Source organism: Parapedomonas caeni (genome assembly GCF_041060555.1).
Taxonomy (GTDB): domain Bacteria; phylum Pseudomonadota; class Alphaproteobacteria; order Sphingomonadales; family Sphingomonadaceae; genus CAUJIW01.
In genome coordinates, this window is sequence record NZ_JBEUDS010000002.1 from 42,509 (window position 1) to 56,928 (window position 14,420).

The following is a 14,420-nucleotide window of genomic DNA, read 5'->3' on the forward strand; positions in this document are numbered from 1 at the left end:
GCACCAATGGAAGCGGACGTCATGACTCACGCGACCGCCGCGCCCGGCTGGGTGCCGCTCGCCTATCTCGCCGCCGGCGTGCTGTTCATCCTGGCGCTGCGCGGGCTGTCCAGCCCGGCGACCAGTCGCCAGGGCAACATGTTCGGCATGATCGGCATGCTGATCGCGGTGGTGACCACGCTGGTCACCCACCAACTCGCCAGCCTGCCGGAAATCGCCGGCGCGCTGCTGATCGGCGGCGGCATCGGCTATGTCATCGCCCAGCGCATTGCCATGACGGCGATGCCGCAGCTGGTCGCCGCCTTCCACAGCCTCGTCGGCATGGCGGCGGTGCTGGTGGCGGCGGCGGCCTACTTGAACCCGGACGTCTTCGGCATCGGCACGGCGGACAACATCCACCTGGTCAGCCGGGTCGAGATGAGCCTCGGCATCGCCATCGGCGCCATCACTTTCTCGGGCTCGGTGATCGCGTTCGCCAAGCTCAACGGCAACATGTCGGGCGCGCCGATCATGCTGCCGGGCCGGCATGTCATCAACCTCGGCACTCTCGCCGTCATCATCGGCCTGATCGCCTATTTCGTCACCGACCAGAGCCCGTGGGTGTTCTGGGCGATCACCGGCCTGTCGTTCCTGATCGGCTTCCTGCTGATCATCCCGATCGGCGGCGCCGACATGCCGGTGGTGGTGTCGATGCTGAACAGCTATTCCGGCTGGGCGGCGGCGGCGATGGGCTTCACGCTGCACAACACGGCGATGATCATCACCGGCGCGCTGGTGGGTTCCTCGGGCGCCATCCTCAGCTACATCATGTGCAAGGCGATGAACCGCTCGTTCATCTCGGTCATCGCCGGCGGCTTCGGTGCCGATGCCGGCGCGGCGGCGGGGCCGGGCGGCCCCAAGGTCGACCGGCCGTACAAGAAGGGCTCGGCCGACGATGCCGCCTTCATCATGAAGAACGCCGAGAAGGTGATCATCGTGCCGGGCTACGGCATGGCGGTCTCCCAGGCCCAGCACGTGCTGCGCGAGATGACCGACACGCTGAAGAAGGAAGGCGTGTCGGTGAAGTTCGCCATCCACCCCGTCGCGGGGCGTATGCCGGGCCACATGAACGTGCTGCTGGCGGAAGCCAACGTGCCCTACGACGACGTGTTCGAGCTGGAGGACATCAACACCGAGTTCGGCCAGGCCGACGTCGCCTTCGTCATCGGCGCCAACGACGTCACCAACCCGGCGGCCAAGACCGACCGTTCGAGCCCGATCTTCGGCATGCCGATCCTTGACGTCGAAAAGGCCAAGACGGTGCTGTTCATCAAGCGCTCGATGGGCGGCGCGGGCTATGCCGGCGTCGAGAACGAGCTGTTCTTCCGCGACAACACGATGATGCTGCTCGGCGACGCCAAGAAGGTCACCGAGGAGATCGTGAAGGCACTGGCCCACTAAGACGCCCGGCCACGGATGGCCGACCACACGACGGAAACGGAAAAATGGCCGGGGCGACCCGGCCATTTTTTTGCGCCGGCGATTGTCAGCGGGCGCCGGAGAGGTCGATTTCCGGCTGGATGATGTCCAGCGCCTTGGCCGCCAGCACCGCCTGGGTGCGGTTGACCACGTGCAGCTTGCGGAACACCGCGGTCACGTGCGCCTTCACGGTGGCTTCCGAGATGTTCATTTCATAGGCGATCTGCTTGTTGAGCAGGCCCTCGCTCAGGCCCATCAGTACCCGCATCTGTGCCGGCGTCAGGGTGGCGAGCCGCTGCACCGCCTCACTGTTGCCATTGAGCGGGGCGCCTTCCGCCTGGTTGCCGTCAGGCCAGCTTGGCTGGCCGGCCATGGCGGCGGCCATGGCTTCACGAATGGTGGCAAGCGGCGCTGATTTGGGGATGAAGCCATGGGCGCCGAAGGCGCGCGCACGGGCAGTGACCGAGGGGTCGTCGCTGGCCGAGACCACCACCACCGGCAGTTCCGGCCGGAGTTGCCGGATCGACAGCAGGCCGGCGAAGCCTCGGCTGTCGGGCATCATCAGATCGAGGAAAACGGTACCGGGGTGCTGGCTGCCTATCGCTTCCAGCGTTTCCTTCAGTGTGGTGGTGCGGACGATGCGGGCGTCGGGCCGGACCCGCTGCACGGCCATCTCCAGCGCCTCGCAGAACAGCGGATGATCATCCGCGATAATCACGGTCGGCGCCATTCTTCACCTCCCCCGGCTTTTTCTCGTGTGCACGCCACGCCTGACCTGTTGTCGCGCCGATCCGCGGATGTCGTGAGTTGTCCCGATGAACAATAGTCCAAACCTGACCCTCTGGAAAGTCGAGTGAATTTAACTGTCAACTCGGCGGAAGGTCTGCCTCCTACGACCTTTGGCTGACAGACCATCCGCTAGATGGCCCATCGGCCTCCTTTTTCGGAATGCTCACCCATCCGTCAATAAAGAAAGCGGCGGACTGGGGAGGTCTGACATGATGATGCGATGCGAACATCGGTCATGGTTGCGTGCGTTGTTGGTGACGTCGACGGTCATGAGCGGCATCGGCGCGGCATCGCCGGCCCTTGCCGCCGGGGAGCCGCTGGAAAAGCGGGTCGAGCGGCTGGAAGGCCTGCTGGAGCAGATTCTCCAGCGTCTTGAAGCCCAGGACGGCAAGATCAATACGCAGGACCGGCAGATTCTTGAACAGGCCCGGACAGTGGTCAGCCAGCGCCAGGAGCTGGAGCAGAAGGTCGCCGCCACCGACGCCAAGGCAGAGGAGGTGCGCAAGGCCTCCGCTTCCGGCGACGGCTTCCGGGTCGGCAAGACCCGCTTCAAGATTGGCGGCTACCTCAAGGCCGACTTCAACGCCACCCGTTACTCCGATGGCGATACCGAGCCGGAAGTGGTGGGTGACGATTTCTATCTGCCGCAACAGATTCCGGTGGAGGCGGCGGCCTCGAAGAGTGACGGTTTCGACACCAACGCCAGTGCCCGCGAAACCCGGCTGTGGGTGAGCGGCGAGACCGATGTCGATGGTCACAAGCTGTCCGGTCGTCTGGAGTTTGATTTTCAGGTGGTGGGCACCAACGCCACCGAGCGGGCGACCAACAATTATTCGCCGATGCTGCGCCATGCCTTCATCCAGTGGGACAATCTGCTGGTCGGCCAGACCTGGTCGACGTTCCAGAACGCCGAGGTACTGCCCGACGGCATCGACTATGTGGGCCCGACCGAGGGCACGGTGTTCGTCCGCCAGCCGCAGATCCGCTACACCATGGGTGACGTCCAGATCGCCATCGAGAATCCCGAGACGGTGGTCACCCAGGCCAGCGGCGCGGCCGTGTCGAGCAACGACGGTGCGCTGCCCGACATCGTGGTGCGCTACGTGCGCAAGGCCGACTTCGGCCAGTTCACGCTGGCTGGCCTGGTGCGGCAGCTCGACTGCAAGAACTGTGTCGACACCATCGACGACAGCGCCATGGGCTATGGTCTGAGCGCCGCCGGCCTGATCAAGGTCGGCGCCAGCGACGACATCCGCTTCATGGCCAACGCCGGCCGCGGCATCGGCCGCTACATCGGCATCAACATCGTCAACGATGTCGCCATCCGCGCCGACGGCAGCCTGAAGCCCATCGACGTCTACAGCGGCTTTGTTGCCTATCGCCACGTCTGGGCGCCGGGCCTGCGCTCCACCCTCACCGGCGCCTTCTTCAAGGCGGACAATCCGGTGGCGTTGACCGGCGGCAACGTCACTGACCGCGTGTGGTCGGCGCAGGTCAACCTGCTGTGGTCGCCGGTGCCGCAACTGACGTTCGGGGCGGAATATATCTACGCCGAGCGTCAGATCGAAAGCGGCTGGGATGGTACCATGAGCCGGTTCCAGGTCTCGACCAAATACGCCTTCTGATCGCGCGCGCCGCCATTGGCTGGCGGCTCATCCCGGGTGGCTCCTCCCTCGTCCCCTGCCCTGCGGCAGGAGAGGGGGAGGACGCGCCAGCGTCGCCGCGCCATACCTCCAGTCCTGGCTGCCGTGCCTGCCGTTATTGCGCAGGTGCAGTATTATGTTGTACTGCGCCGCAGCGCGAGCGGCTTTTAAGAATAGAGGTAATAAAAATTTCTTTTCCATTAATTCACGCATGGGGGGGAATCTCTAATTTGACTTAAAGCAGGGAAAAATTCTGAATATTGAGTAATTAATTATCTAATTATATTAAGTATTACAAATTGAGTTTGACGATATATGATTAATGGCATACCATTGCACAACCCTGAAGGATTGGTTTGTCAATATTGGTGATTTTCACTGTGATTCACTATGCTTGCGAGATTTGATCCCGCCAGCACCGCCTGGTTCCTCGATGTCGATGGTACATTGGTCGATCTGGCGCCCACGCCGGACGGCGTCACCGTTCCGGCGACGCTCCCCTCCCTGCTCGAACGGCTCTCGACGGTCACCAGTGGTGCGCTGGCGCTGGTCTCCGGCCGCGCCCTTGCCGACCTTGAGGCGCTGTTGCCGGGGGTTGGCGTGACCATGGCCGGTGACCATGGCGCCGTCGTCCGCTTTGCCGATGGCGGCAAACGCTGGTTGAGCCGGCGCCGACCGCTGCCGCGCCCCCTGGTGCGGGAGATACAAAATGATCTTGGCCAGCTGCCGGGGGTCCTGGTGGAGGACAAGCAGACCTGCCTGACGGTGCATTACCGTCAGGCGCCGGGCAGCCGGGACCGGCTGCGGCGGGTGCTGGAGGCCATGGCCGCCCGCTGCGGTACCCATGAGCTGACGACGGCCCACATGGCCTTCGAGTTGCGGCCGCGTGGCGGCGGCAAGGGCGTGGCGGTGGCCCGGTTGATGCAGACCCCGCCCTTCCGGGATCGGCGGCCCGTGTTCATCGGCGACGACGTGACCGACGAGGACGGCATTCGCGCGGCACTGCTGTTCGGCGGCGTCGGCTTGCGGGTGGCGCAGGATTTCGCGGGCGAGCCGGCGGCGGTGCGTCGTTGGCTCGCGGCGCAGGCAGAGGCCGGGATTGTGACCACGGAGGGCCAGATCGTATGATGACAAGCAACAACGATGATCGTCTTGTCATCGTCTCCAACCGGGTGCCGACGCTGGGTCGTCGTGGGGTTGCCGCCGCCGGCGGGCTGGCCGTGGCGATCAAGGACGCGCTGGTCCCCGGCCGGACGTTGTGGTTCGGCTGGAGCGGCCGCTATGGCCCCGAGGCTGGCCACGTCCGCCACGCCCGGGCGGAGGGCATCGACCTGGTCACGCTCGACCTCACCGAGGCCGCCTATCGTGCCTACTATGTGGCGTTTGCAAACCGGACCTTGTGGCCGTTGCTGCATTACCGGCAAGGCCTGTTGACCTACGACCGGCAGGATTTCGCCACCTATCTGGCAGTCAATGGCAGCTTCGCGGAGCATCTGATGCCGCAGTTGCGCGCTGGCGACCGGGTGTGGGTGCACGACTATCACCTGATGCCGATGGGCCAACGGCTGCGCCAGCGTGGCTTTGAGGGTCCGATCGGCTTCTTCCTGCACATCCCGTTCGTGCCGCCAGCGATGTTCTCGGCACTGCCGGCGGCGCCGACCCTGCTGCGGGCGATGATGGCCTATGACCATGTCGGCTTCCAGACCGAGGAGGATCGCCAGCATTTCCTTGACTGCCTGCGCGACATCCTGGGCGCCCGCATCACGGCCGACGGCTGTGCCCTGCTGGACGGCCGGATGACCCGCACCAGTGCCATTCCGGCAGGCATCGACCCGGACGAGTTCCAGCAGCTGGCCGAGCAGGCCGACGGTCTCGTCGAGGTGCCGCGACTGCGCGACAGCATCGGCGACAAGGCGCTGATCGTCGGCGTTGACCGGCTCGACTATTCCAAGGGCCTGCCGCACCGCTTCCGGGGCTTTGGCCGGATGCTGGAGTCGCACCCGGAACATCGTGGCCGGGTCAGCTTCCTGCAGGTGGCGCCGCGTTCGCGCGATGACGTGGCCGAGTATCGAGACCTCAAGCGCGAGCTGGACCGGCTGGCGGGCCAGATCAACGGTCAGTACGCGGATCTCGACTGGGTGCCGCTGCGCTATCTGACCCGGCCTGTACCCCGTCCCGTGCTGGCCGGAGTCTATCGCACCGCCCGCGTCGGGTTGGTGACGCCATTGCGGGACGGCATGAACCTCGTCGCCAAGGAATTTGTCGCCGCCCAGGATCCGGCTGACCCCGGCGTGCTGATCCTGTCCCGTTTCGCCGGCGCCGCCGGTGCGCTGGGCGACGCGCTGCTGATCAACCCGCACGACCCCGACGAGATCGCCGAGGCGCTGGACGTGGCGTTGACCATGCCGCTGGCCGAACGCCAGGCGCGCAACCGGAGCCTGCGCGAAGCGGTCTGGGCCGGTACGGCCAGTGCCTGGAGCCAGGCCGCGCTGGCGGCCCTGACAGTGCGGCCGGCGGCCGACGCTCTTGTGGCCTGAGCGCGGTCGGTCGATCGCTCGGACGTCGGCGGTGGCGGCAAGGGAGGTTTGCCATGGCGCTGGGTTTGAACGGCGCGCTGGGGCGTGTTGGGGCCATCATCTGGCCCATCGCGGCGCTGCTGGCGTCGACCGCCCTGATGGTTACAGGCAATGGCATGCAGATGCTGGTGCTGCCCCTGCGTGCCCAGGCCGAGCATTTTCCGCCACTGATGATCGGGCTCCTGGGCACCGGCTATTTTCTGGGCTTCACCGTCGGCTGTCTGGCGGGTCCCCGGCTGATCGCGGCGGTCGGCCATATCCGCACCTATGCGGCGCTGGTGTCGCTGACCGTGGTGGTGGTGCTGGCGCTGTCGCTGCTGGTCACGCCCGTAACCTGGGTGGCGGGTCGTTTCGTTACCGGACTGTGCGTTGCCGGGCTGTCGCTGGTGCTCGAAAGCTGGCTGCACGACCAGGCCACGCCCGCTACCCGTGGGGTCGTGATGTCGAGCTACGTCGCGATCAACCTCACAGTCATCACCGTTGGTCAGCTGCTGGCCGCCCGTTTCGATCCGGCGGGCTTTACCCTGTTCGCGCTGATGGCGATCCTGCTGTCGCTGGCGGCGCTGCCGGTGACGCTGACCCGGGCCACCCAGCCGGCGCCGCTGCTGGCGGTACGCTTGCGGCCGCGCTTCCTTTATGCGTTGTCGCCGGCCGGGTTCGTATCGATCTTCGGCATCGGTCTGGCCAATGGCGCTTTCTGGGGGCTGGCGCCGGTGGTTGTGCAGACCGCTTCCGGCTCGATGACCTTCGTCGCCTCCTTCATGAGTGCCGCCGTGCTGGGCGGCGCGCTGGTGCAGGCGCCGCTCGGTCAGCTCTCAGACCGTCTCGACCGCCGGCGCATTGCCCAGATGCTGTCGCTGCTGTCGGCCGCGCTGGCACTGCTGGTGGCGCTGGTGCTGGGGCTGGGTCAGTCGGGCGCCGGCGCACTGCTGCTGGCGATGCTGTTCGGCGCGGTGACCCTGCCGGGTTATGCGGTGATCGCCGCTCATGTGTTCGATCTGGCGTCGCGCGACGACATGGTGGAGGTCTCGGCCGGACTGCTGCTGACCAATGCGCTGGGGGCGGCGGCGGGACCGCTGCTCGCATCGGCGCTGATGACGGCAATGGGCAACCTGTGGGGCTTCGCATTGTTCACGGCCGTGGCCCAGCTGGCAGTGTTCACCTATTTGCGCCACCGGCTGGCCATCACCCCGTCGCCGGCGCCGGCCGACAAGGCGCAGTTCGATTTCTCGGCGACCGCGCCGGTGCTGTCGGGTCCGGTGGACGAGGCGCGCGGTGAAGCCGGGGAGGCGCCGGGGGATCCCGGTCAGGCGGACTCGCCGGCCGCCTAGCCGCGCCAGGCCGCCTAGCCGCGCCAGGCCGCCTAGCCGCGCCAGGCCGGCGGGTTGTGGGGCCGGCGGGTTGTGGGGATGGCGTGGGCGCCCAAAAAAAACGGGTCGCATGTGCGACCCGCTTAAAGGCGTCATTCAGGGTGGTGCGATCTCTCAGGAAGCTGATGCGAATGAAATCGACCGAGGCCATTTCTACGCCTTAGATGGTTAACAAAGCGTCAACGCTGTTTGCTAACCATGAGGCGGGTTCGAACGCAGGCTGGCAGCCGGGCGGCATGAGGGGGTTCAGGCCGCGCGGGGTCGAATGCCACGGGCGCGTGCCCGCTGCTCACCGCGGCGGATTTCCTTATTCAGATCAGCGACATAGTGGTTGAAGTCGACCTGAATGGTATGGCGCGGGCTCTGGTAGAAATGCCCCAGATGCTGGCGCTCGTCGCGGGCGATGATCCGGCGCATTTCGGCGCTGTCGGGCAGCGCGTAGCGGCCGGCGAGGCAGGCGGCGACCAGTTTCGACTGCTGCTCCGGGAAGTTGACCAGGGTCGGCAGCGGCTGGGCCAGCCCCATGTAGAACAGGTTGTCGACCCCCGGCAGCACCATGCGCTTGAACAGCGGCAGGCGGTTGTCGGCGTCGGGGCTGAAGTCCGGCTGGTCGAAGAACGGGAAGCTGATCCTGTAGCCGGTGGCGTAGATGATGACGTCGACGGCTTCAGCGCTGCCGTCGGTGAAATGGACGGTGTTGCCCTCGAAGCGGGCGATGCCAGGCCGGACGGCGATGTCGCCGCAGCCGACCCGGGTCAGGAACTCGCCGGACACCGAGGGGTGGGCCTCGAACAGCTTGTGGTCCGGCTTGGGCAGGCCGTAGTCCTCCATCCGGCCGACGGCGCGGCCCACCACCTGACGGGCAAGCCAGCGGCCGATCGGCAGTGGTACCCAGGCCGGCAGGGCGGATTTGTCGGCGGGCTTGCCGTTGAGATATTTGGGCAGCACATGGACGCCGCGCCGGGTGGACAGGAACAGCCGGCGGGCGATCGGCCGCTGCGACAGCTCGGAGGCGATGTCCATCGCCGAGTTGCCGGCACCGACCACCAGGATCGCCTTGCCGCGCATGTCGTGGGGCTCGAACGGCGTACGATAGTCATGCGCATGCATCTGCAGGCCATCGAAGTGACCGGGGTAGGGGTCGGGCCAGCGCGGATCCCAGTGGTGGCCGTTGGCGACGATCAGCGCGTCATAGTCGCGGGTTTCCCCGGTCGAGAGGCTGACGCGCCAGCGGCCGTCCGCCTCGCGGTGGGCGCGCGTCACCTCGGTGTTGTAGGTGATGGTGTCGCCCAGCCCGAAGTGGTCACGGTACTGCCGCAGATAGGCGAGAATCTGGCTGTGATGCGGGAAGTCGGGGAAGTCCGCCGGCACCGGCAAGTCCTCGAACGCCAGCCGCCACTTCGAGGTGTCGATGTGCAGGCTGTCGTAGCAGGCCGAGCGGCCGTTGGGGTTCTTGTAGTACCAGGTGCCGCCGATGTCGTTTGACATCTCGAAGCAGTCGTAGGGCAGGCCCCAGTCCTTCAGGCGCTTGGCGGTGGTGAGGCCGGCGGCGCCGGCGCCGATGATGCAGCTTCTGGGATGGTGCTCAGCCGCCATTGCCCGTTCCTTCCCCTTCGGCGCGATTTTGCGCGCTACTCAGTTTTGCCCAGAGTAGCGTGACGGCGTGGCAGGACAAGGGTGGGGGGACAGGAAGCGTGACGCGCGGGCCTCAGACGCCCCAGTCGGGCGCCGGAATCGCGCGATAGGCCTTGCGCAGCGCGCTCGACCAGCGCTGGCGGATCATCTTGAAATAGGGGTCGTCCTCGCCGATGCGCCGCTGCATGGCCACCTGGAAGCTGTCTTTCTTGTAGACCAGCAGGTCGACCGGCAGGCCGACCGTCAGATTGGAGCGCAGGGTGGAGTCCATCGACACCAGACATAGCTTGATGCCGTCGGTCAGCGCGGTCTGGTGGGTGGCGGCGCGGTCCAGAATCGGCTTGCCATACTTGTTCTCGCCGATCTGCAGGAACGGCGTGTCGGCGGTGGCCTGGATGAAGTTGCCCGCCGAATAGATGTGGAACAGCCGCATGGTGCGGCCCTTGAGCTGGCCGCCAAGGATGATCGACACGTCGAAGCGCACGTTTTGCGCCTGCATCGCCTCGCCGTCGGTCTTGTAGATCTTGCGGATGGTGTCGCCCACCAGCTGGGCGGCGCGGAACATCGACGGCACGGTGTAGATGGTCTCGATGTGGCCGGTCTCGGGATCCTCGACGCCCTCGGTGATCATGTTGACCACCGCCTGCGAGATGGCGAGGTTGCCGGCGGTCATGGCGACGATCACTCGCTCGCCCGGCTTCTCGAACACATGCATCTTGGAGAAGGTGGCGATGTTGTCGACGCCCGCGTTGGTGCGGGTGTCGGCCAGCATCACCAGGCCGTCTTCCAGATAGAGTCCAACACAATAGGTCATGGCCGTGCCCCCGCTCCAGTCGCGCATCAACGCTTGTTCCCTCAAGCGCTCAGGAAATCAACAATCGCCTGCCTGAATTCCGCCCGGGTGACGGCGCTCATATGGTCGCCGGGGATTGCCTTGTAGCGCGCGTTGGGGAGCAGTCGGGCCAGCTCTTCCGCCGAGCCGTTGTCGTGGTCGTCCTGGCCGGCGAGCACCAGTGTCGGGGTGGCGATGGCGCGCAGCATTTCCGACGTCGTCTCGACGTAGGAGCCCATGATGTGCATGGCGGCGTCCGGATCGGTGCCGGTGGAGGCCAGGAAGCGCGCCACCCGGCCCTTGTCGGACAGTGGCTTGGCGGTGGCCCGTTCCGCGATGGCGCTGACGAACCAGGCGGCGCGGGCCTGGCCGGCGATGATCCCGGTCGCGCCCATGCCGCCGAGGATCATCCGGCGCGGGGCCAGATCATGGGCGACCACGGCGCGCACCACCGTGCGGGCGCCCAGCGAGTAGCCCACCAGGTCGTAGTCGGTCAGCTCGAAATGGCGCACAATGGCCGCGAGGTCCAGTGCCAGGACGTCCGGCGGATAGGCAGTGGCAATGGTGGGGGCGTCGGAGTCGCCGTGGCCGCGCAGGTCGGGCAGCAGGGTGCGGAAGCCGGCTTCATTCAGCGCGCGGGCGGTGCCGAACGCCTCCCAGTTGACCCGGGCGGTCGACAAGAATCCATGGACCAGGATGACCGGGCGGCCCGCGCCCTCATCCCGCACTGCCAGTTCAACGCCATCAAAACTCCGTACACGCACGCTCGATACTTCCCGTCACTGTTATCGTTATGTTCGCGCAACCCTGATCGGGTGATCACTGCTGCTGTTGCTGTTGCGCCTGAATGCCGGCGGCGATCTGCACTGCGACCGACAACCGTTCCGATGCGCCACCCCGACGGATGCCCCGCACCGGTGCGGCATCATCATAGCAGCGTCCGGTCGCCACGCGAACATAGGCCTCGGTGGGGCACAGCCCGTTGGCGGGATCAAAGCCGACCCAACCGAGGTCGGCGACATGCACTTCGGTCCAGGCGTGGTTGGCTGGCGCCACGTCGTCATCGCTGGTCCACAGATAGCCGGAGACGTAGCGCGCAGGGTAGCCCAGATGCTGGGCCGCGGCGATCATCACATGGCTGTGGTCGGCCGGCACGCCGCGCCCGGCGGTCAAAGCCGCAGCGGCGGTCGGCTGCGCGTCGGCGCTGTCGGGCGCGCGGGCGATGCGCTCGCCGATGGCTCGCATCAACCGGTGCAGGCGGTCGAGATCATTGGCGCGCCCGGCGGCGGCCCAGTCGGCCAGGTCGGCGATGGCGGCATCGGTCTGGGTGGCGTTGGTCGGCTGCGTGAAGGCCAGCGGCGGCAGCGGCTCGGGTGCGCCGCGCACGACGCCGAAGGTATCGCGGGTCTCGACGTCGCCCTCGACGCTGATCTCCACCGTGTCGGTTTCCCGGGTGATGGTCTGGGTCAGCACGACGTTGCCGAAACCGTCAGCGGTGGCGGGCAGGGCGCGACCGTCGGTGCCGGTCACCTGCCAGCGATGGATGGCCAGTCCATCGTGGGGACGCGGCGTCAGCCGGATCGCCTGGATCAGGTAGGCGAACGGTTCCGCGTAGGTATAGACGGTCGTGTGACGGACTTTCAGTCGCATGACATGTTCCAAGCTGGCACATCATGCCAGATACTGTTTGCCGACCTCCTGGCCCAGCACAATCGTACTGTCGATGAACTCGGTTAGGAATTCGTGCAGGCCTTCCTGAAAAATGTCGTCAATGCGGGCATAACGCAGCTTGGCATACATCTGGCCAGCCAGCCGCTGCGCCTCCGTTGGCCGGCCATGCCCCTGCCCGATGAGATCGAGATTGGCGGTGATCTGCTCGAAGCAGAACAGCAGGGAACGCGGCAGTTCGGGGCGCAGGATCAGCAGCTCGGCCACCTGCCAGGGGTGCATCCGGCCGGGATAGACCCAGCGATAGGCGCGCAGCGCCGAGACGGCGCGCAGGATGGAGGCCCACTGGTAGTAATCGATGACGCCGCCGACCTTGGCTTCCTGGGGCAGCAGCACATGATATTTGACGTCAAGAATGCGCGCGGTGTTGTCGGCCCGCTCGATGAAGGTGCCAAGCCGTGTGAAGTAGAAGGCGTCGTTGCGCAGCATGGAGTTGGCGTAGGCGCCGTTGAACAGGCCGGCGCGCTCCTTGGTCCATTCCAGGAAGCGGGTGAGGTTCTCGGCCCGCAGCAGCGCCTCGACGTCGAACTCGCGCACCTCCAGCCAGGTGGTGTTGATGGCATCCCACATGTCGGCGGTCAGCGCCGTGCGCACCGAGCGGGAGTTGCGCCGGGCGGTCTCGAAGCAGGACAGGATGGAGGAGTTGTTGTCGGGGTCGCGCACCAGATAGTCGATGGCGGCCTCCGGTGTCACCTCCTCGCCATGCCTGGCGACGAAGCCTTCCTCGCAGCCGGCGGCGACGATCGCCGAATGCCATTCGTTGGCGTCGCCGTTGCTGGCGGTGGTGCCGGTGAGCCGCTGGGCGACCTGGATCAGGCGGGCGACATATTCGGCACGCTCCATGTAGCGGGCGAGCCAGAACAGGTTCTCGGCGGTGCGGGCGAGCATCAGTCCATCTCCTCCAGCACCCAGGTATCCTTGGTGCCGCCACCCTGACTGGAGTTGACCACCAGCGAACCTTCCTTCAGCGCCACCCGGGTCAGACCGCCGGGCACCAGCCGCACCTCCTGTCCCACCAGCACGAACGGCCGCAGGTCGACATGCCGGGGCGCGACGCCGGCGTCGACGAAGGTCGGCACGGTGGACAGTGCCAGGGTCGGCTGGGCGATGTAGTCGGCCGGCCGGGCCTTGATCCTGGCGGCGAAGGCTTCCCGCTCGGCGGTGCTGGCATGGGGGCCGACCAGCATGCCGTAGCCGCCCGACCCGTGCACCACCTTGACCACCAGTTCGGCCAGATGCTCGATCACGTATTTCAGGTCGTCCGGCTTGGCGCATTCCCAGGTCGGGACGTTCCGCAGGATCGGCTCCTCGCCGAGGTAGAAGCGGATCATCTCCGGCACATGGCAGTAGACCGCCTTGTCGTCGGCGATGCCCGCACCCGGCGCGTTGGCCAACGTCAGGTTGCCGGCACGGTAGGCGTGCATCAGGCCGGGTACGCCCAGCATCGAGTCGGGCCGGAACACCAGGGGGTCGAGATAGTCATCGTCAATGCGCCGGTAGAGCACGTCGAGCCGGGTCAGTCCGCGCGTGGTGCGCATGTAGCAGACATTGTCCTCCACCACGAGGTCGGCGGCTTCCACCAGCTCGATGCCCATCTCGTCGGCGAGGAAGCTGTGCTCGTAATAGGCGCTGTTGTAGATGCCCGGCGTCAGCAGCGCGATGCGGGGTTCACCCCGGCACCGGGGCGGCGCCACCGAGCGCAGCGTCTCGAACAGTTCCTCGGGGTAATGGGCGACCGGCGCCACGTGGGCGCGCCGGAACAGGTCCGGGAACAGCCGCATCATCACTTCCCGGTTCTCCAGCATGTAGGAGACGCCGGAGGGTGTGCGGCAGTTGTCCTCCAGCACGTAGAAGTCGTTGGGGCCGGTGCGCACCATGTCGATGCCCGCGACATGGGTATAGACGCCCTGCGGTGGCTGGAAGCCCATCATTTCGGGACGGAACTGCGGGTTGGTGAGGATCAGCCGCTCCGGCACGCGCCCGGCGCGCAGGATTTCCTGGCCGTTGTAGATATCGCCGATGAAGGCGTTGAGCGCCTTCACCCGCTGTTCAAGGCCCCGGCGCAGGGACGCCCACTCGGTGGCGTCCAGCACGCGGGGGATCATGTCGAAGGGAATCAGGCGTTCGGGGTCGCCGCCCTCGGTATAGACCGCGAAAGTGATGCCGATTCGGCGGAACAGCGCGTCGGCTTCGCGGCGCTTGAGTTCCAGCAGGTCCGGTGGCGTGTCGTCCAGCCAGGCCTGGACCACTTCGTACTGCGACCGAAGCTGGCCGTCAGTGCCCCCCATCTCGTCGTAAGCGCCCGCCATAGCCCTCCCGATGCGTCTCGTGTTGCGGTGCAGCATTGGCAGAGTGAAGCGATGTCACGCGCCCGTCAAGCAGCCTTCTG

The 14,420-nt window shown here is 66.3% G+C and carries 12 protein-coding genes; 5 read left to right on the plus strand and 7 right to left on the minus strand.

The features are described from left to right. Positions 1–21: 21 nt before the first annotated feature. The gene (locus ABU113_RS01860; protein WP_454557773.1) at positions 22–1,440 is read left to right on the plus strand and encodes an NAD(P)(+) transhydrogenase (Re/Si-specific) subunit beta; all 1,419 of its coding nucleotides are present in this window, start codon (positions 22–24) and stop codon (positions 1,438–1,440) included. Positions 1,441–1,525: 85 nt separating this feature from the next. On the opposite strand, the gene ABU113_RS01865 is transcribed toward ABU113_RS01860, so the two are convergent. Further along, the gene (locus ABU113_RS01865) at positions 1,526–2,188 is read right to left on the minus strand and encodes a response regulator transcription factor (RefSeq protein WP_454557774.1); all 663 of its coding nucleotides are present in this window, start codon (positions 2,186–2,188) and stop codon (positions 1,526–1,528) included. A 328-nt stretch (positions 2,189–2,516) separates the two neighbouring features. Between ABU113_RS01865 and ABU113_RS01870 the strand changes: the two genes are divergently transcribed. From ABU113_RS01870 to ABU113_RS01885, 4 genes are all read left to right on the plus strand, one after another. Beyond that, on the plus strand, positions 2,517–3,872 hold the full coding sequence (locus ABU113_RS01870) for a DcaP family trimeric outer membrane transporter (protein ID WP_454557775.1): 1,356 nt from the start codon (positions 2,517–2,519) through the stop codon (positions 3,870–3,872). Between the two features lie 408 nt (positions 3,873–4,280). Next, a complete protein-coding gene (otsB, locus tag ABU113_RS01875; protein ID WP_454557776.1) occupies positions 4,281–5,018 on the plus strand; it encodes a trehalose-phosphatase in 738 nt (245 codons plus the stop codon). Next, complete coding sequence (locus ABU113_RS01880; protein ID WP_454557777.1) at positions 5,015–6,427, plus strand: alpha,alpha-trehalose-phosphate synthase (UDP-forming); 1,413 nt, start codon at positions 5,015–5,017, stop codon at positions 6,425–6,427. The genes otsB and ABU113_RS01880 overlap by 4 nt, the downstream gene beginning before the upstream one ends. A 53-nt stretch (positions 6,428–6,480) precedes the next feature. Beyond that, complete coding sequence (locus ABU113_RS01885) at positions 6,481–7,797, plus strand: MFS transporter (RefSeq protein WP_454557778.1); 1,317 nt, start codon at positions 6,481–6,483, stop codon at positions 7,795–7,797. Positions 7,798–8,082: 285 nt separating this feature from the next. Here ABU113_RS01885 and ABU113_RS01890 read toward each other — a convergent pair whose 3' ends face one another. The 6 genes from ABU113_RS01890 to ABU113_RS01915 all read right to left on the minus strand — a co-directional run bounded on the left by ABU113_RS01890 (position 8,083) and on the right by ABU113_RS01915 (position 14,340). Beyond that, complete coding sequence (locus ABU113_RS01890) at positions 8,083–9,432, minus strand: flavin-containing monooxygenase (protein WP_454557779.1); 1,350 nt, start codon at positions 9,430–9,432, stop codon at positions 8,083–8,085. 112 nt (positions 9,433–9,544) lie between these two features. Further along, complete coding sequence (locus ABU113_RS01895) at positions 9,545–10,285, minus strand: peptidase (RefSeq protein WP_454557780.1); 741 nt, start codon at positions 10,283–10,285, stop codon at positions 9,545–9,547. A gap of 41 nt (positions 10,286–10,326) precedes the next feature. Beyond that, positions 10,327–11,067 (minus strand): alpha/beta fold hydrolase, encoded by a 741-nt coding sequence (locus ABU113_RS01900; RefSeq protein ID WP_454557781.1) that lies wholly within the window; start codon positions 11,065–11,067, stop codon positions 10,327–10,329. Positions 11,068–11,122: 55 nt separating this feature from the next. After that, a complete protein-coding gene (locus tag ABU113_RS01905) occupies positions 11,123–11,953 on the minus strand; it encodes a transglutaminase family protein (RefSeq protein WP_454557782.1) in 831 nt (276 codons plus the stop codon). 21 nt (positions 11,954–11,974) lie between these two features. Then, the gene (locus ABU113_RS01910; RefSeq protein WP_454557783.1) at positions 11,975–12,919 is read right to left on the minus strand and encodes an alpha-E domain-containing protein; all 945 of its coding nucleotides are present in this window, start codon (positions 12,917–12,919) and stop codon (positions 11,975–11,977) included. Then, positions 12,919–14,340, minus strand: coding sequence for a circularly permuted type 2 ATP-grasp protein (locus ABU113_RS01915; RefSeq protein ID WP_454557784.1), 1,422 nt, complete (start codon positions 14,338–14,340; stop codon positions 12,919–12,921). The genes ABU113_RS01910 and ABU113_RS01915 overlap by 1 nt, the downstream gene beginning before the upstream one ends. Positions 14,341–14,420 lie beyond the last annotated feature (80 nt).

Bases quoted from the DNA above. Each gene is read 5' to 3' on its own strand.
- ABU113_RS01860 (WP_454557773.1), top strand. From the start codon at position 22: ATGACTCACGCGACCGCCGCGCCCGGCTGGGTGCCGCTCGCCTATCTC.
- ABU113_RS01865 (WP_454557774.1), bottom strand. From the start codon at position 2,188: ATGGCGCCGACCGTGATTATCGCGGATGATCATCCGCTGTTCTGCGAG.
- ABU113_RS01870 (WP_454557775.1), top strand. From the start codon at position 2,517: ATGAGCGGCATCGGCGCGGCATCGCCGGCCCTTGCCGCCGGGGAGCCG.
- otsB (WP_454557776.1), top strand. From the start codon at position 4,281: ATGCTTGCGAGATTTGATCCCGCCAGCACCGCCTGGTTCCTCGATGTC.
- ABU113_RS01880 (WP_454557777.1), top strand. From the start codon at position 5,015: ATGATGACAAGCAACAACGATGATCGTCTTGTCATCGTCTCCAACCGG.
- ABU113_RS01885 (WP_454557778.1), top strand. From the start codon at position 6,481: ATGGCGCTGGGTTTGAACGGCGCGCTGGGGCGTGTTGGGGCCATCATC.
- ABU113_RS01890 (WP_454557779.1), bottom strand. From the start codon at position 9,432: ATGGCGGCTGAGCACCATCCCAGAAGCTGCATCATCGGCGCCGGCGCC.
- ABU113_RS01895 (WP_454557780.1), bottom strand. From the start codon at position 10,285: ATGACCTATTGTGTTGGACTCTATCTGGAAGACGGCCTGGTGATGCTG.
- ABU113_RS01905 (WP_454557782.1), bottom strand. From the start codon at position 11,953: ATGCGACTGAAAGTCCGTCACACGACCGTCTATACCTACGCGGAACCG.
- ABU113_RS01910 (WP_454557783.1), bottom strand. From the start codon at position 12,919: ATGCTCGCCCGCACCGCCGAGAACCTGTTCTGGCTCGCCCGCTACATG.
- ABU113_RS01915 (WP_454557784.1), bottom strand. From the start codon at position 14,340: ATGGCGGGCGCTTACGACGAGATGGGGGGCACTGACGGCCAGCTTCGG.